Annotated in this window: 17 protein-coding genes; 10 read left to right on the top strand and 7 right to left on the bottom strand. The window is 52.3% G+C overall.

Annotation, left to right across the window (positions count from 1 at the left end; genetic code table 11):
- Window positions 1-95: 95 nt before the first annotated feature.
- Together ACMGGR_RS10465 and ACMGGR_RS10460 are read left to right on the top strand one after the other, a co-directional pair.
- Entirely contained in the window at window positions 96-572 is a 477-nt protein-coding gene (locus ACMGGR_RS10465; RefSeq protein WP_414148861.1) for a hypothetical protein, read from the top strand.
- Complete coding sequence (locus ACMGGR_RS10460; protein WP_414148860.1) at window positions 556-759, top strand: hypothetical protein; 204 nt, start codon at window positions 556-558, stop codon at window positions 757-759. Before ACMGGR_RS10465 ends, ACMGGR_RS10460 begins: the two co-directional genes overlap by 17 nt.
- A gap of 75 nt (window positions 760-834) precedes the next feature.
- Here ACMGGR_RS10460 and ACMGGR_RS10455 read toward each other — a convergent pair whose 3' ends face one another.
- Together ACMGGR_RS10455 and ACMGGR_RS10450 are read right to left on the bottom strand one after the other, a co-directional pair.
- Entirely contained in the window at window positions 835-2796 is a 1962-nt protein-coding gene (locus ACMGGR_RS10455) for a methyl-accepting chemotaxis protein (RefSeq protein ID WP_414148859.1), read from the bottom strand.
- An 87-nt stretch (window positions 2797-2883) separates the two neighbouring features.
- Window positions 2884-4431: a methyl-accepting chemotaxis protein gene (locus tag ACMGGR_RS10450; RefSeq protein ID WP_246759338.1), complete on the bottom strand. Its 1548-nt coding sequence runs from the start codon at window positions 4429-4431 to the stop codon at window positions 2884-2886.
- Window positions 4432-4883: 452 nt separating this feature from the next.
- On the opposite strand from ACMGGR_RS10450, the gene ACMGGR_RS10445 reads away from it, so the two are divergent.
- The 3 genes from ACMGGR_RS10445 to ACMGGR_RS10435 all read left to right on the top strand — a co-directional run bounded on the left by ACMGGR_RS10445 (window position 4884) and on the right by ACMGGR_RS10435 (window position 7087).
- A complete protein-coding gene (locus ACMGGR_RS10445; protein WP_246759340.1) occupies window positions 4884-6197 on the top strand; it encodes a CitMHS family transporter in 1314 nt (437 codons plus the stop codon).
- Between the two features lie 186 nt (window positions 6198-6383).
- Window positions 6384-6593: a DUF2767 family protein gene (locus tag ACMGGR_RS10440; protein ID WP_246759341.1), complete on the top strand. Its 210-nt coding sequence runs from the start codon at window positions 6384-6386 to the stop codon at window positions 6591-6593.
- A 98-nt stretch (window positions 6594-6691) separates the two neighbouring features.
- Window positions 6692-7087, top strand: a complete 396-nt coding sequence (locus tag ACMGGR_RS10435; RefSeq protein ID WP_246759342.1) for a YgiW/YdeI family stress tolerance OB fold protein — start codon at window positions 6692-6694, stop codon at window positions 7085-7087.
- A gap of 135 nt (window positions 7088-7222) precedes the next feature.
- Here ACMGGR_RS10435 and ACMGGR_RS10430 read toward each other — a convergent pair whose 3' ends face one another.
- Window positions 7223-7723: a CinA family protein gene (locus tag ACMGGR_RS10430; protein ID WP_414148858.1), complete on the bottom strand. Its 501-nt coding sequence runs from the start codon at window positions 7721-7723 to the stop codon at window positions 7223-7225.
- Window positions 7724-7819: 96 nt separating this feature from the next.
- The gene (locus tag ACMGGR_RS10425) at window positions 7820-8143 is read right to left on the bottom strand and encodes a hypothetical protein (RefSeq protein WP_414148857.1); all 324 of its coding nucleotides are present in this window, start codon (window positions 8141-8143) and stop codon (window positions 7820-7822) included.
- Window positions 8144-8763: 620 nt separating this feature from the next.
- Here ACMGGR_RS10425 and ACMGGR_RS10420 point away from each other — a divergent pair.
- Both ACMGGR_RS10420 and ACMGGR_RS10415 read left to right on the top strand, forming a co-directional pair.
- Window positions 8764-8937, top strand: coding sequence for a general stress protein (locus ACMGGR_RS10420; RefSeq protein ID WP_246759345.1), 174 nt, complete (start codon window positions 8764-8766; stop codon window positions 8935-8937).
- A gap of 601 nt (window positions 8938-9538) precedes the next feature.
- Window positions 9539-9778, top strand: a complete 240-nt coding sequence (locus ACMGGR_RS10415; RefSeq protein WP_414148856.1) for a hypothetical protein — start codon at window positions 9539-9541, stop codon at window positions 9776-9778.
- Window positions 9779-10162: 384 nt separating this feature from the next.
- On the opposite strand, the gene ACMGGR_RS10410 is transcribed toward ACMGGR_RS10415, so the two are convergent.
- Window positions 10163-12565, bottom strand: coding sequence for a membrane-bound PQQ-dependent dehydrogenase, glucose/quinate/shikimate family (locus tag ACMGGR_RS10410; protein WP_414148855.1), 2403 nt, complete (start codon window positions 12563-12565; stop codon window positions 10163-10165).
- A 614-nt stretch (window positions 12566-13179) separates the two neighbouring features.
- Here ACMGGR_RS10410 and ACMGGR_RS10405 point away from each other — a divergent pair.
- From ACMGGR_RS10405 to ACMGGR_RS10395, 3 genes are read left to right on the top strand one after another with little or no spacing between them, the layout of a single operon-like run.
- On the top strand, window positions 13180-14202 hold the full coding sequence (locus ACMGGR_RS10405) for a methionine ABC transporter ATP-binding protein (RefSeq protein ID WP_246759350.1): 1023 nt from the start codon (window positions 13180-13182) through the stop codon (window positions 14200-14202).
- Window positions 14195-14863 (top strand): methionine ABC transporter permease, encoded by a 669-nt coding sequence (locus tag ACMGGR_RS10400; RefSeq protein ID WP_246759351.1) that lies wholly within the window; start codon window positions 14195-14197, stop codon window positions 14861-14863. Before ACMGGR_RS10405 ends, ACMGGR_RS10400 begins: the two co-directional genes overlap by 8 nt.
- Window positions 14864-14881: 18 nt before the next feature.
- Entirely contained in the window at window positions 14882-15694 is an 813-nt protein-coding gene (locus ACMGGR_RS10395) for a MetQ/NlpA family ABC transporter substrate-binding protein (RefSeq protein WP_246759352.1), read from the top strand.
- Window positions 15695-15757: 63 nt separating this feature from the next.
- Here ACMGGR_RS10395 and ACMGGR_RS10390 read toward each other — a convergent pair whose 3' ends face one another.
- Together ACMGGR_RS10390 and ACMGGR_RS10385 are read right to left on the bottom strand one after the other, a co-directional pair.
- Window positions 15758-16126, bottom strand: a complete 369-nt coding sequence (locus ACMGGR_RS10390) for a drug:proton antiporter (RefSeq protein ID WP_246759353.1) — start codon at window positions 16124-16126, stop codon at window positions 15758-15760.
- Window positions 16127-16213: 87 nt separating this feature from the next.
- The gene (locus ACMGGR_RS10385; protein WP_246759354.1) at window positions 16214-16897 is read right to left on the bottom strand and encodes a helix-turn-helix transcriptional regulator; all 684 of its coding nucleotides are present in this window, start codon (window positions 16895-16897) and stop codon (window positions 16214-16216) included.
- Window positions 16898-16927: the final 30 nt, after the last annotated feature.

Here is a 16927-nt window from a genome sequence, read left to right as displayed (position 1 = left end):
TTGAAATCCGTCCGATCTAAAAGACAGGGAAAGCCATTACAATCACGCGGTGTTATTATCGGACAAAATTAACTCAGGGAAATGGAGAGCCCTCTTTGAAGATAAATGTTAATACTTATCAGCCGCCTGGCAATCTGCCTGGATATTTTTATCTGGTCGACGTTACTAAAGCATCAGGCGAGCAAAACCAGTATGTTGTTCGTATCCATCACCTTCCACCTGGTCTGCACGGGATTTTTATCGACCAGTATCATGTAAATGATATTCGACATAATTTTTACCTGACGGACTTTTTTCCTCTTAACAAATTACACAAGGTTGTCGATCGATTTGGTAAAGATGCTTCTATGAGTTATACCCTGGATGAACTGTATGAGTTGCTGGTCGCTGGTATTGGAAGCGCAATACAGCATTTTGTTCAACATTTGCATCCCCATGCGATTGTGGCTATTCCCACGCGACCCGGTCTGGGTAAGCTCTATGATGAAATTATGCGCGAATATTCATTATCACTGGGTTATCATTACAATGAATCCTGGAAGGAGTACTCAATCTATGTCCTTGAAACTTGAAAAGGTAGTTCCTGTAACCGCCAACGGGTTAACGCGTGATGATATATTACGCATTGCGCTTGCTGAGCGTCGGGAAGGGATGATAGCGCTGTCTGCTGCTGTGAAAGCGGGCGGTGTTGGGCGTACGGGAGAAAATGTTTCTACGTTAGCGCTGCGTCCACGACGATTAAATCTGCATAATTCCTGATTTAAAAGGCCGCTACGCGGCCTTTTTCATATCCCATATCATAACCTGATACGCGGTCATCTCATCCTTAACGCATCAAGAACGAACCAGCTCCTGAAGAACCGTCAGCTGCGCGACGGCTCTGTGCATCGCATCCATACCGTCGGCGGCGTTCTTTAACCGATCGATATTCTCTGCCATGCCGTTACGTTCGGCGCTGTTTTGCTCGCTGAGGGTTGCAATCTGGCCGCGAGCGGAAAGGCTTTTTTGCGCCATATCTTCGGTAGTCGCAACGGTTTTAGACGCCGTTTTTTTAATCCGTGCGATGGTGGCGACCGTTTCGTTGATGCTGGCACGGGTGGCGTCAGCCTGCTCTTTCGACGAGCGGGCCAGGCGACGAACTTCTTCCGCCACCACGGCAAAGCCGCGTCCGGCTGAACCGGCGCGTGCCGCTTCTACCGCTGCGTTCAGCGCCAGCAGGTTAGTCTGGTCTGCAATGGTGCTGATACCGCTGGTGATCTGCGTAATGCCGTGCGAGATCTTCTCCAGCTCGCCGATTTCCCAGCCCAGCTCGTCTTGCGCCTGTAGCGTCACCGTAGCCGCATCGCCAATTTCACCAATATTGATCCCGGCCATATCCAGCGCTTCGCTCTGACGGCTGGTGGCTTTTTCCAGCAGCGGGAAGGTTTTAATAACCGGACTGATCTCCTGCTGATAGTCGATAACCTTATCAATAACTTCTGTTTGTAGCGTATGTAACGCTTCCCAGCGGCGCAGAGAGCGCTGGGCGTAATGCCCCGCGTAGTCCGCATACTCAATAGGAAAGCGGCTCATAGCCTTAACGTCATGGTCGAAGAAGGCGAGGGCGGAAAGCGTCTGGTTGATCGGCACGCCAAAAATTTCGCCAAAGCTGGAGAAACCGGCAGCCGGTACGCCGTCGAACAGTTCCGCCGCAGGCAGGCTTTCCGGGTTGTTCAGTCGGCGCAGCAGACAGTCATTGAGCAGCAGACCCACAGGTTTCCCTTGTTTCGCCACAAACTTATCCCAGTCTTTACGCGTGGCGGCAACAAAATCGCCCGCTTCCAGCAGGTAAAGGCGATCGCCGAACTCCAGGTCACAGAAGAACGACAGGCTATCCGCATCGATTTTGGCAACAGAACGGATAAAATATTCGTCCGCGACCTTCACGCCAAAAGTTTTACCCTTGAGCTTTTGCTCCAGCTGTTCCGGCTGGCAGCGCAGGTATTCTGCCAGAACTTTAGTGACCGGCTGCTGGCGGCCCTTAGCGTCAAACAAAGAGTTTACCGTACGTGCGACCGGATCGGCTTCCGCCACCAGCCAGCTTTGCGAAGTGGGCTGGAAGTTCTGGCTTTTAAAGGGTGCAAAGGATTTCCCTTTCGCCATCTGGCAGAAAACGATGACCGCTTTGTTTTGCAGCAGCTGGTTACCCGTCGCCATCCAGGTATCCTGGAAATCGGTGCGTCCACCGGCTGAACCGCCAATGGCCAGGCAAGGGAAGCGCCCGCTGTCATACCAGGCCTGCATTAAAAAGCCTTCTGAAGAGGAAAGACCATCGCAATAAATCATGGCAAACGTCTGCTCTGCGGAAAGCGGCATACTGACCTGCAGGCGGTCGAGCTGAGCGCGGATCCCGGCAATACGCTGGCTGACGCCCGCGCCGCGCGGGGCCTGCAGGTCAATGATATGCACCTCATGACGGGCGACGATCTGTTCCGGCAGCCACAGCCAGCTTCCCTGCGGGCCATTGGTAGCGCAGTAGGCGGAGCGGCCTTTCTGCGCACAAAGCGCGCCGGTAGAGGAAATAGCCATAACGGTACGACCGGGCGCGCTCAGCTTTTGCCAGGCATCATTCACTTTGGCGAAGTTGGCTTCAGGCGGGACAAAGACCATCATCAGGCCTTTTCCCGCACCCGCGCCCAGCTTGCCAAAAGAGGTTGGCAGCTCGCGGCAGTCATAGGTTTTACTGACTGGTCGGGCAGCCAGTGGATTGATTCTTTTCGGAATCAGAGCGTTCCAGAAATCAGACAGTTTAGCCATGGTGGTCTCTTAAAATAGATGGCCCGTGACGAGCGGAGCCTGTTGTTATAGTCAGTACCCGGCGATGCTCTGCCGGGGCAGGTAAAATTAAGCGTCGGCAAGGCGGAAAGTGGAAACCGAATGGTTAAGGTGATGAACCTGCTCCTCCAGCGAGGCGGAAGCCGCTGCCGACTCCTGCACCAGCGCCGAGTTTTGCTGGGTCACGCTGTCCATCTCGGTGACAGCCTGTTCAATCTGGCTGATACCGCGACTCTGCTCGTCAGAGGCCGTAGAGATATGTTCCATCAGTACGTCAACCTGGCTAACAGAGGCGATAATTGCGCCAATGGCTTCGCCCGTACGGCTGACCTGTTGCGAACCCGCTTTGATATTAATGACCGATTCGGCAATCAGGTTTTCGATCTCTTTGGCCGCCACGGCGCTGCGCTGCGCCAGGTTGCGAACTTCACCAGCAACGACGGCAAAGCCGCGTCCCTGTTCGCCTGCGCGCGCCGCTTCTACCGCCGCGTTCAGCGCCAGGATATTGGTCTGGAAAGCGATGCTGTTGATCACGCCGGTAATGTCTTCGATCTTCTTCGAGCTGTTGTTAATCAGCCCCATGGTGACGATAACCTGTTCCGCGACCTGTTCACCGGTTTTGGCATTTTTCACCGCTTCGCTGGTCAGGCGGCTGGCTTCAAAGACGTTTTCAGTGTTCTGCTTAACCGTTGCGCCCAGCTCTTCCATACTGGCAGCGGTTTGCGTTAGCGCGGCCGCCTGCTGTTCGGTACGGGATGCGAGATCAACGTTACCTGCCGCAATCTCCTGCGAAGCATGGGCCACGGTCAGTGTAGAGTTACGTACCTGGCTAATAATGTCGGTCAGCGAACGGCGCATCTGCTCCATAGTGCGCATCAGATCCTGAATTTCACTGCGGGAGGAGGCCTGCACCGGCACCGGCGTATCCAGAATGCCCTGGGCAATCTGGCTGCAGTGCGTTTTGGCGCTGTCGAGCGGGCTAAGCACATAGCGTTTCAGGAACAGCAGCACGCCCGCGATGACCACCAGAAACAGCACGCCAAACGCGATAATCAGACCAATACCGAAGGTAAAATGCTCTTGTGCTTCGCTGTTCAGGCGTTTTGCATACTGCTCATGCAGCGCCAGCACCTTGTCGAGCACGATTTCATATTGCCTGTCGAGACTAATCACAACAGGAATCTGCGCCTTAAAGCGTTGCTGATCGTTTGCCCTGGCGGCGTCCATCATCGGATCGATACCCTGATGGCGATAGGCTTCATAAGTGGTGCGGTATTCATCAGCCAGGCCAGCCTCGTCAGCCAGTTTTGGCGCGGCCAGATAAGCCTGGAAAGCTTTATCCGCTTTGCCCAGCACCTCGTTTAGCCCGCTCATAGTCTGTTCAGACTGCAGGTTGCCGCTGTTTTCCATCGTTTTCATATATTCCATCAAACGCACGCGCAGCGTTCGGCTGTGGTTGATAGGGTCGATGATGGAAAGCACAACACGAATCTCTTTATTCACCGCATCAAGCGACGTATTGCTGCGCGTCAGCAGCCAGACGTTGGCAATCATGCTGGCGAAAAAAATCACAAACAGGAATGAGAGCACCAGCAGTGATGATCTTTTTAACGACATCTTAAGAACCTTAAAAGGGGATTTGATGCCTTGTCTATCGGCATATTGCGGCAAAGATTTAGCCAGACGGCGTGTTAAGCAGAAGAATATATTGCGTATTACGTATTATCAGGGATTTAAGCAACGATGACGCCGTCGCAGAGGGGGTTTAACACGGATGAGCTGGGAGGGCGTTACGGGGTTAACGACGTCGCTGTTGATCCTTATCACAATAACGGGCTCTGGCGACGTAGAAAGCCGATCCACATCACCCTTCTTTGTTAAAAAAATGATGAAATTTTATTACAGATTATTATCAGGTTTTACAGGGTAGAGCCTTAAAACAAGGCGTTACCTGATAAGGAAGTAACAGAAGCCGTTTGTTTTTACATCTTATTACGTCTGACCGATAACTTTTACTGATGGTAACCAGGTCGGCAGATTTTATGAGCATCCGCAAGAGGGGAAGTAATGTGCTGACCATACTGGGTTTTGCGATGGTAACCTGCTTTATGTACCTGATTATGACCAAACGTATGTCGGCGCTGATTGCGTTGATCATCGTGCCGACGGTGTTTGCGCTGGCGGCAGGTTTTTATCACGGTCTCGGGGAAATGATGCTGAACGGCGTAAAAGCGCTGGCGCCGACAGGAGTGATGCTGACTTTTTCTATCCTCTATTTTGGTCTGATGATTGATGCCGGCCTGTTCGATCCGCTGGTACGTTTTATCCTGAAAATTGTGCGTGGCGATCCGCTTAAGGTACTGGTGGGAACGGCAATCCTGACGCTGCTGGTTTCACTGGACGGCGACAGTTCCACTACCTATATGATTGCCGTGGCGGCTTTTTTACCGTTGTACCGCAAGCTGGGGATGAACGTGCTGGCGATGACTTGCCTGGTGAATCTGGCCAGCGGCATTATGAATCTGTCGCCGTGGGGCGGGCCAACGGCGCGCGCGGCTGCCGCGTTGCGGATCGATGCGCTGGATATTTTTATTCCCATGCTGCCAGCCATGTTTCTTGGCTGTATGACGCTGGTGGGTATGGCAGTACTGTTTGGCCTGCGCGAGCGCAAACGGCTGGGCGTGATCAAGCTTGATAGCCAGCATCTGGAAAATATTGAGCTGGGACTGGGCGATGCGCAAGAGTGCGCAGCCAACCGGCGGCCAAAAATGTTCTGGCCTAACTTTATTTTGACAACGGTACTGCTGGTGCTGTTAGTCATTGGGCTGATGCCAATTCAGATTCTGTTTATGCTCGCTTTTGCGATAGCGGTGATGCTGAACTATCCGTCGCTGGAGCAGCAGAAAGCGCGCATCAATACGCATGCGGGCAACGTACTGGCGGTAACATCGCTGATTTTTGCCGCCGGTATTTTTACGGGCATTCTGTCCGGGACCGGCATGGTGGATGCGATGGCGAAAAGCCTGCTGGCGATTATCCCTCACAGTTTCGGCCCTTATCTGGCCGTGTTTACCGCGCTGGTTAGCCTGCCTTTTACCTTTTTTATGTCTAACGATGCCTTCTATTTTGGCATTCTGCCGGTTATTGCCCAGACGGCGGCAAACTATGGTATCTCGGCAGAAGAAATTGCCCGCGCTTCGATTATCGGCCAGCCTTTTCACCTGCTCAGTCCGCTGGTGCCCTCGGTCTACCTGCTGGTAGGGCTGGCAAAAGTGGATATTGGCGATCACCAGCGCTTTGCCATCAAATGGGGGATTCTGGTCAGTATGGCTCTGCTGGCCGGGGGCTTACTTTTCGGCGCTTTCCCTTTCTATAATCGCTGAGTTTTATGGTTGTGAAGCCGTTATTTAAATAACGGCCTCCGCTATCGCCAGCTGAAGATGTGATCTGCCTCACACCATGCAGGCGCAGTCAGGCTGGCAGATGGCGGCATTGCTTCACCGGCGCAATACTTTTGATTGGTTTTCTTCTGCTAAGGGAACCACGAAGGTAAAATTCAGCGAGGCGCTATGAAACGTGACGTATTAAGTGAAGAGTATTATGACGAAGTCTGTCGGGTAATTGGCGATGCGGCTATCGTGCTGTCGGAAAGCGGCTATAACACCAGCCGGGACGTGCTGGCGGAGCTGCTGGTCAGAACACGCCACGATCGTACCGATGCGGATCGCGATGAACAGAAGGTTCTGGAGCACGCTATCCGGTTGATAAAACCTGATTAATTTCAATTTTTTTCATTTATTACCAGAAAATTGGCTGCTTTCTGCCAGGCTTATCTCATGAAAGGTTTAATCGGATTGTCATGTAGAAAGGAGTTACGATGAAAAAAGTGCTTACGCTGGCCGCACTGCTTGCCCTGAGCCTGAACGTAATGGCAGAAGATAAAGGTGGTTTTAAAGCGGGAGAGACGCCGCCGCCGCCGCACAAGCAGGATGCGGGTTATAAAGGTTCTGAAGATACTAACGAGAGCCAGATTAAACAGATCCATGCGCTAAAAGATGGGTCGTGGGTGACGCTGGAAGGTAACGTCATTAAGAAGGTGGCGGGTAATACCTATGCCTTCCAGGATAAATCAGGAAAGATTAACCTGGTGATCCCCGATACCGCCTGGGGCGGGAAAAAATATGATGCCAAAGATTTGATTCGCGTCAGCGGTTATGTGAAACACAAAGGCAAGCATACCGAAGTGGCAGTGAAAGAGATCGGCGATCCTTGATCGGGGCATAAGAGGGCGGTTTAAGGCCGTCATCGGTTTTTGCTTAAAGCTAAAAGGCGAACCTTCGGGTTCGCCTTAATTTTGGGGCAACAGTCTGGAACATAGACGCCTTGTCATCTGTGAAAACATTTTCTGTTACTGGCAATTATTGCCGCCCAGCAGTTCTGTGAGATGCTCTAAAGCAAAAAGGGCGGCCTGGTTGACGACCTCTTCACAGTCGCCGGTAAAATGGCGCTGCAAGCTGTAAACTTTCGCGTCAGGCAAGCCCCAGCCAAACCAGACGGTACCGGCCGGCGTGCCGTCTTCGCCGCCGTCAGGGCCGGCATAGCCGGTCACCGCTATACTGACGGCCTCACCTGATACCTCTTTTGCCCCCGTCGCCATTTCCCGAGCGGTGGCCTCGCTGACTGCTGTATGGACCCGTAGCGTTTTATCGCTAACGTGCAGAATGCGGTGCTTGGCGCTGTTCGTGTAGGTTACGAATCCGCTGGTGAAATAGCTGCTGCTGTCGCCTGCCGCCCCTAAAGCGGAGCTGACCAGGCCAGAAGTACAGGACTCGGCTGCGGCAACGCAAACGTTTTTTTCTCGCAATAGTTCGCCGAGCTTTTCGGCTGCATTTACCAGTTCCTTATTCACTCAAATCCCCCCACTTGGTCTTGATGAGTTCAGCGTACGCAAAAAGTATAGATAAATTTTTCTGATATCCCTGGCGGGTATAGGGCAAAATGCGCTTCAGGTAACCAATCCCGCCGTTTTCCTCGGCTCCAGGCTAAGCCATTCTTCAGGCAGAAAAATCTCGGTTTCCTGTAGCTCGCGTGACGGAAACCCATAATTTCGCTGAAATTCTGCTAGCCAGACGCTGTAACGGGCAAGCGCCGCTTCACTCTCCTCGACAGGCACGGAGCCTACAAAAAGCCAGCAGGGGGGATCGGCGCTATCGCGCACATAGAGTTCGGGGTAGGGTTTACCAGTATTTCCAGAAGGAATCAGACAAAGGTCTGTAAACCGGATTTTAGGCCATTTGCCCATCAGGGTAAAAAAGCGCTCTTTATCCATGCTTCACCAGCTTCTGCACAGTTAAGGGACTGGCCTCAAAGCAATAAATGCCGAGGTCAGCGTCGCTATTCCCTGGAGCAAGCCGGCAAAGCCGGTGAAAAAGAGCAAAAGTCGTTGTTCGGCTGGCCAGAGGCCAGCATGCGGTATGGCGAAGATAGTGTAAGAAGACGTTAATCAAGTCCAGCTGTTTGTGAGGTTTTTATCAGTTTCAGGAAATTTCTGAAAACATTTCTATGGCCTTAATTACGCTGCCTGAACTGCCTAAAAAACGCAGGAAATAAAAAAATGACGAAGCGGCAAGGGGTTATAACGAAGCGGCAGCGCTTGCTCTCCTTAATCTTTATTTAAGCAAATAGTTATTCAGCTAATATATAAAGCAACAAATTAGAGTTTGCCTGTATTAATAAAATAGTCTCCATGTGATTTTATTCCATTAATATGATACTTATCAATGGGTTGGGTGGAGATAATTTTTTCTTATATTTCTTCTGCCGTTTCCTTGCATTTATAAGCGCGACTGCTAGATTTAAATACGCAAGACGTTCACTGATATTTAACTCCCTGTGGGATTTATTTTAAAAGAAATCAGTGGGTTTATTTAACACGAAGAGGACATATGTATGACTCAGCATCGTGGTAATTCAAATTCGGGTAATTTTTCTGAAGATCGTGAAAAGGCGTCAGAAGCTGGTAAAAAAGGCGGACAGAGCAGCGGTAGCGGTAATTTCAAAAATGACCGTGAAAAAGCGTCTGAAGCCGGTAAAAAAGGTGGCGAGAAGAGCCATCGCAGCTAAAGAGTAAAGCGCCTGCCAGCGGGCAGGCTCACCGTCATCGCGTGACTCTCACGCGATGACGGTTAAGAGGTTTCCCTCAACGTTTTCTGCCACATTTTCCTGGCCTGATTCGTCTGCTCGTTCACATTTGCTATCCGGCTTACTTCTTCGATTCGACACACTCTTTCTACAGAATCCGCTCTGTTGCATGCTTCGCTCTTCCTGCATGGCTTGCTCTGTCACATGTTTCACTATTTATGCATCACTTACTCTGTTACGTGCTTAATTTTTTTTGCATAACTTACTCTATTGCATGCTTAATTTTTGCATAACTCACTCTGCTGCATGCTTAATTTTTTTGCATGACTTGCTCCGTTGCATGCTTAATTCTTGTTGCATGACTTGCTCTGTTGCATGCTTAATTCTTTCTGTATGACCGACGCTGTAGCCTGCTTTACTCTTTCTCCTGAACGCACTTTACCCGGGCAGCCCTTGGGTTAGCGCCCGGCCTCCGCCGCTTCGTTTTCGCCAGGTTACGCTATACTTCGCATGCTATTAAGTGCGCAGAGCAGAGCGCGAGGAAATATGGGCAACTATCAGGCCCTGAAACAAGGAGCACAGAATGCTGAAAATGATCGCCAGCCTGTTTGCCAGCCCGGAGAGGTTGTTGAACGTAATGTCGCGGAACGATATGCAGGAAGCGAAGGATGATGGCGAGCGGATACTGATTGATGAAGATGGTGCCGCCTCGGTAAACCTGCAAAGCGCCGAGGTGCATGAAGACTTCGCCCGTCATGTCGAAATGCTCAGGCACACGCGTAAAACACCGCTTGACGACAAAGACCAGCATCACGTTGAGTAACAGCCAGGCTATACCTGAAAAAGCAGGCTATAGCAGCCAGTCATCTTGTCTTCTTGCCAGAGCCGCTACAACATCCTGCCTGCCTGCCTGCCTGCCTGCCTGCCTGCCTGCCTGCCTGCCTGCCTGCAGGCGCAGTAGGTTTCGTATAGCTTATGTCGTCCGCTAAACTTACTATCGGTAGCGTTTGGCATTAGCTGCAAAAATTTGTTGTGCGGTTTATGAGCAATTCTGCTTTATCCCCCTTTGAAAACTAAAACCTCACGTAAAAAGTGAGGTTTTAGTTACTACTGCATTTCGGGTTTATTACAGGCTGACCTAAGACAACATGCGCGGTCAGCCTGCGAAGCTAAGCTCTCCATCGGGAAGCTTCACCCTGATTAATAATCAGCTTTTCGGGAGCGCATAGGCGACCAGCGCATCGCCCGAGGTGGTGCCAAGGCCACCATGACCGCCCGCAGCAATGACCACATACTGACGGCCATCTTTGCCAGTATAGGTAATTGGCGTTGCCTGGCCGCCCGCAGGAAGCTTCGCTTTCCACAGCTCCTTGCCGGTTGCTTCGTCAAAGGCGCGCAGGTAATTATCCGCCGTTGCGCCCATAAAGATCAGGCCGCTACGGGTAATAATATTGCCACCCATCATAAAGATACCGGTCGGCAGCGGGGCGTTGGTATGCGTGCCGAAGATATTCATATTCCGTGTGGTGCCCGCTGGTCTTTCCCAGGCGATTTTACGGCTGTTAAGATCGATAGCCACCAGCTTGCCCCACGGCGGTGCGCTACAAGGCGCGCCCAGTGCGGTCAGCCAGGGTTTGACTACCGCAGCCCAGCCGGTGCCATACTGCGGGCCGACAGCAAACTCTTTAGGTTTTGGATAGGACTGCCCGCTGGCCCAGCCAGCCCACTGCTTCATTAACCCCTGTTTGATAGCCTTATCGTGCGTCATCATCTCCATAAGAAAAGGAATGTAGCTGGTATTGGCAATCAGCAGGTGACGCTCTGGATCTACCGATGCGCCATACCAGTCCATCACGCCGTCAAAAGCGGGATAGGCGATAGAGGTACCTTCGGCTGGCGGCGTATACTGCCCCTGATAGCGATAGCGATAGCGATGAAATTGAATACGGCACACCAGCTGATCGACTGGCGTGGCACCCCACATATCGGTGTCTTTCAGGTTCGGCGGCGAAAGGTTCGGCATGCCGACAGAGTCTGGCTGGGTGGGGGAAAGGTGCTCGCCGGGCAGGGAAGGCGAAGTCGGAACTGGTTTCTCATTAACCTGCGCCAGCGGTTTTCCGGTGCGGCGATCCAGCAGGAACAGCTGACCCATTTTAGTGGTCTGCACCAGCGCCGGCACGGTTTCGCCGTTTTTACCCGGCAGGTCTACCAGCGTCGGGCCAATCGGTAAATCAAAGTCCCATACGTCATGGTGCACGGTCTGGAAATGCCAGCGCTCCTGGCCGGTGTGGATATCCAGCGCCACCAGCGAAGTGGAGTACTTCTCGTCAAACGGACGACGTTTGCCACCGTAATAGTCCGGCGTTGCGTTGCCCAGCGGAATGTAGATCAGCCCCAGCTTTTCATCAGCCGTATAGGTGCCCCAGCCGTTTGGCGTGCCGTGCGTGTACTCTTCGCCCGGCTTCAGCGGTGCATTTTGCGGCGTCCTGCCTAAATCCCATGCCCAGGAAAGTTGGCCGCTGTTTACGTCATAAGCCCGCACCACGCCGGACGGTTCGCCGGTGGTTTGATTATCATAAATCCAGCCGCCCAGCACAATTCGGCCATCCATCACCATCGGCTGCGAGGTAATAAAGTGGAAGCCCGGTGGCACCTGGCCCATATGATCGGTCAGGCTCACGTAGCCCTTATCGCCAAAGGAAGCACAAGGCTCACCGGTCTGCGCATTCAGCGCCACCATCCGCGCATTGCTGGTGGTGGTGATGATTTTTTCCGGACAGGTGGCGTCATCTATCGCCTTGCTGTAGGCCACGCCACGACAGGCGAGGTATTCATTAGCCGAAGTATCGACTTTAGGATCGAACTTCCAGCGCTGTTTGCCGGTGGTGGCGTCAAGCGCTATCACTTCACGGTGCGGCGTACAGATAAAGAGAGTGTTGTTTACCTTAATCGGCGTGACTTCAAAGCTGAACTCACGGCCCGCTTTGTCTTCACCTTTACGCATGGTGTCGCCGGTATGGAACTGCCAGGCGGGCTGAAGCTTGCTGACATTGGCGGGCGTAAGCTGCGTTAGCGGCGAAAAGCGCTGGCCTTCGGTCGTACGGCCGTAATGCAGCCAGTCGTTACTGGTATCCGCTGTTGCTGTGCCGGTTGCTTGCGGTACGGCTTCGTGATGCACAAAACGAGTGGCGGTAACGTGCCAGCCAGACCAGAAAATGCCAACGATGGCGAGCAAATAAACAATGCCGGCGAGGGTTGCGGCACGGCGTTGTCCATGCATAACCGGACGAACAATCCACGGCATACTGCACCAGACGCCCAGCACGGCAAGCGCAAACAGACGCGGCATCAGTTTCCAGCCGTCCATACCGACTTCATACAGTGACCAGGCTACGCAGATAAGGAAGGAAATCAGATAAAGCCACAGGCCAGCAGGGCGGCGTTTAACCATAAAAATGCCGCTCAGGAAGAAACCGGCACCAAAAACTATATACCAGGGCGTGCCGCCCAGCGCCGCCAGCCAGCCGCCGAGGATCAGAAAGGCCAGCCCAAACAGGCCGACCACAACCCCGGTAACGGATGGCCACGAAAACCATGAATTTTTTTGCATAGCGTCTTATTTAATGAGTTACAGGTAAATCAAGGATATAGCGTGAAAAGATTTGCAAAGTTACGTGGCGGCAAATAGTCGGGTTTTTGAAAAAAAATAGCTAAAAATCAATAAGATATTCTGTAAAGATTATTGTCTCAAAATTTTACGGTACGTTAAAGGCCGTTGATAGAGAGTGAATGGTGGCGGGCGTGGATGCAGTCAAGATGAGCATTTATGGCCGAACGCCATTTGTTCAGCCGCGCCGTCTGCACTACAAAGATTATCTTCATAGCGACATTGCCTGTAAGTCAGCACCCTGAGCACTTACGTGGCGGTTTTTTCGGCATTTAAGCCACTTATGACGCATTTCTGCCCAACTGATAGCCGTCCGGATGGCAATAACCTACAAAGCAAACGATTTACTGGTAACATTGCGCGTCGGTTAGCGCCACTTTTGGCAGGAGACTTCTAATCAATTCCTTTTGGTTATATGTCATGAGATTTGAATCTTGCACAATCCGGGACGGGCTAACCCGCATCACGTATTATACGCTTCACCAATAATATATTAAAAAATAGTCAGTTTATTACTCAGCTAAAGGCTGAACAACACGGGAAAAAACAGGCGACAAATGATAGTCTTGCGTAATGTTTCCAAAACCTTTGATGCCGCTACTGGCCCTGTGACGGCGGTTGATAACGTCAACCTGCAGGTGGCGCAAGGTCAGATCTACGGCATTATTGGCTACAGCGGCGCGGGCAAAAGCACGCTTATTCGCCTGCTGAACGGCTTAGAAAAACCGACCTCCGGCAGCGTGGTCATTGCCAATAAAGATATCGCGCAGGCCAAAGGCGAAGCTCTGCGTCAGGCGCGGTTAAAGATCAGCATGGTGTTTCAGCACTTTAACCTGCTCTGGTCGCGTACCGTCAGCGAAAACATCGCGTTTTCGCTACAGATTGCCGGTGCGCCAAAAGCCGCAATTAAAACGCGGGTGCAGGAACTGATTGAGCTGGTTGGCCTGAAAGGTAAAGAAAACGCTTATCCTGCTCAGCTCAGCGGCGGACAGAAGCAGCGCGTCGGCATCGCTCGCGCGCTGGCGAATAACCCGGAAGTTCTGCTGTGCGATGAAGCAACGTCAGCGCTGGATCCGCAAACGACCGACGCTATCCTCGATCTGCTGCTGGATATCAACCGCAAGCTGCAGCTGACTATTGTGCTGATCACGCACGAGATGCACGTGGTGCGCAAAATTTGTCATCGCGTGGCGGTAATGGAAGCGGGCAAAATTGTGGAAGAGGGCGAAGTGCTGTCGGTATTTACCCATCCGCAGCAGCCGATCACCCGCCAGTTTGTTAAGCAGACGACGGAATACAGCAACGCCGATACGCCTTTCAATCCTGAGCTGATCGACCGTGCGGCGGGCAGCGTGCTGAAGCTGACCTTTGTGGGTCAGAACACGCAGCAGCCGATTGTTGGCGCGCTGACGCTTAAGTACGGACTGCCGTTTAATATCCTGCACGGCAAGATGACGCAAACCACCAACGGCACCTTTGGCGAGCTGTGGTTACAGGTTGCCGCCAGCGGCGACAGGCTGACAGCTATCCTGGCCGATTTACACGCCCACGCCATTACGACCGAGGTGGTTCATGATTGAGACTCTTTTTCCACACCTGAAGCTGGACCAGCTTTGGGACGCAACCTGCGAAACCCTGTACATGACCGCGTGGTCCGGCGTGGCAACTTTTGTGCTGGGGATTATTTTTGGCCTGGCGCTGTTCCTGACCGCGCGCGGTGGACTGTTTCAGAACCGCGCGGTCTATTCCGTGATCTCGGTGCTGGTAAACGTTTTCCGCTCTATTCCTTTTATTATCCTGATCGTATTACTGATTCCGTTCACCAAAACGCTGATCGGCACCATCCTGGGTGCGAACGCGGCGCTCCCGGCGCTGATTGTTGGCGCGGCGCCATTTTATGCGCGTCTGGTGGAAATTGGGCTGCGTGAAGTGGATAAAGGCGTTATTGAGGCCTCTCGCTCGATGGGCGCACGGCTCAGCACGCTGATTTTCCGCGTTCTGCTGCCGGAATCTTCTCCGGCGCTGGTTTCCGGTATTACGGTAACCCTGATCGCGCTGGTCAGCTACAGCGCAATGGCTGGCGTTATTGGTGCAGGCGGTCTGGGGAACCTGGCTTATCTGGAAGGTTTCCAGCGTAACCACAGCGACGTTACGCTGGTGGCGACGGTTATGATCCTGGTCATCGTTTTTATTATTCAGTTTCTGGGCGATTTCATCACAACACGGCTCGATAAACGCTAACACTTGAAGGATTAAATAATGAAAAAAACACTGACGCTGCTGGCTGCGGCAACGCTGGGCGCACTGAGCCTGAGCGCATGGGCTGATACCCTAACCGTTGGCGCATCTAACGTGCCGCACGCGGAAATTCTGGAGCAGGCGAAGCCGATTCTGGCTAAGCAGGGCATCGATCTGGAGATTAAACCTTTCCAGGACTACATCCTGCCAAATACCGCGCTGGCCAGCCACGATATCGACGCCAACTATTTCCAGCACGTGCCGTATCTTAACAGCGTGCTGAAAGATCACGCTGACGACAAGAGCTACGACTTTGTCAGCGCGGGCGCTATCCACATCGAGCCAATCGGTATCTACTCTAAGAAATACAAGTCGCTGAAAGACCTGCCGCAAAACGGCAAGGTCATTATGCGCGACGCGGTAGCTGAAGAAGGCCGTATCCTCTCTATCTTTGAGAAAGCAGGCGTGATCAAGCTGAAGCCTGGCGTAAGCAAAGTTGACGCGCGTATCAGCGATATCGTTGAAAACCCGAAACACCTGAAGTTCCTGGCGAACGTCGAAGGCGCTCTGCTGCCGCAGATGTATAACAACGACGAAGGCGACGCGGTGGTGATTAACGCTAACTACGCCATTGATGCGGGTCTGGATCCGGTAAAAGATCCTATCGCAGTAGAGAGCGGTGAGAACAACCCGTATGCCAACATCATTACCGTGCATCGCGGCGATGAGAACAAGCCGGATATTAAAGCGCTGGTAACCGTACTGCACTCTAAACAGATTCAGGACTGGATCCGCACCAAATATAAAGGCGCGGTGATCCCGGTTAATAACTGATTGTTTTAAAAAGGCCGGGAAACCGGCCTTTTTTATCCTGCCCGCGTTATCTTTAACGCACTTTTATTCCAGACAACAAACCCGAATCCGCTGCCCATCGGGATCGATAGCCACAAAGGTATAGCCAAAATCCAGCGCAACCGGCTTTTGAATCATCGTAACCAGCTTGTTTCCCCATTCGATAAAAGTGTCATCAACCTCTTGTCTACTGCCTGCCGTAATAAACAGCTCGCCAGAACTTTCCTGCCTCTGCGGAGCCAGCGGCTCGGCGGTGTATTTTGACCACAGTCCCAACTGAAAGCCGCCTGGCAGGGTTATCTGACAAAAGGTGGGAAAAGCTTCTTCGTGCTGAAGATGAAAAAGGTCGGCATAGAAGCGTGCGCTTTTAACGGGATTAGCAACGTACAGGATGGTCATAGTGGCAGAAATCATCTTTTTTCCTTTCGGGGTTAAGTAGTTTTCTGCACTATAAAATTATCGAGTGACAGTTTCTGTCAGTAGCCTTACGCCTTTCTCACGTCAGGTGGTTATTTGCTGCTGCTTTTTCCATGCCATCAGCAGTTCATGATGCTGACGGGGATAGCGCTCCGGTAATATCGACAGCTGGCGGATGCGGTCAGTACGAAAATGCCGCAGCTGCTGACGACGTTCGCACCAGGCCGCCAGCAGGCGCACGGTATCGAAATAACCCAGCGCGATGGGCCAGATAATGCGGGTGGAGCAATCTCCCTGGAGATTTTCATAGGCTATTTCAACTTTATTACACTGGCGGATAGCCCGACGCAGTTCGGCCAGATGCGTTTGCGGAAAGAAGCGTTCTGCGGGGCCGACCAGCAACGCCTGATTCTCAATGGCAGGTTTTAGCGAGGCAGGAATAACGCTATGGATTTTTGCCAGCGCAGCGCTGGCCGCCGCCGTTAATTCCGTATCGCTACGCTTTTGTACCCAGTGAAGGCCAAGCATCAGCGCTTCGATCTCCATACGGGTAAACATCAGCGGCGGCAGCAGGTAATCTTCACGCAGCACATAGCCCATGCCTGCTTCCCCTTCAATACAGGCACCTTGCTGTTTCAGGCTGGCGATATCGCGATAAAGCGTTCGAACGTTAACGTCCAGCTTTTCCGCCAGAAAGGCTGCCGTGACCGGATAGCGATGGTTGCGCAGGAGTTGAATCAGGGTCAATAAACGTTCGGTACGGTTCATCGCGTTCGCTTCTTTTGTGTGAATTGCGAG

The organism is Erwinia sp. BNK-24-b, assembly GCF_047456155.1.
Taxonomy (GTDB): Bacteria; Pseudomonadota; Gammaproteobacteria; order Enterobacterales; family Enterobacteriaceae; genus Erwinia; species Erwinia phyllosphaerae.
The sequence above is the reverse complement of the archived record's forward strand: the minus strand, read 5'-3'. Positions and strand labels throughout refer to the sequence as shown.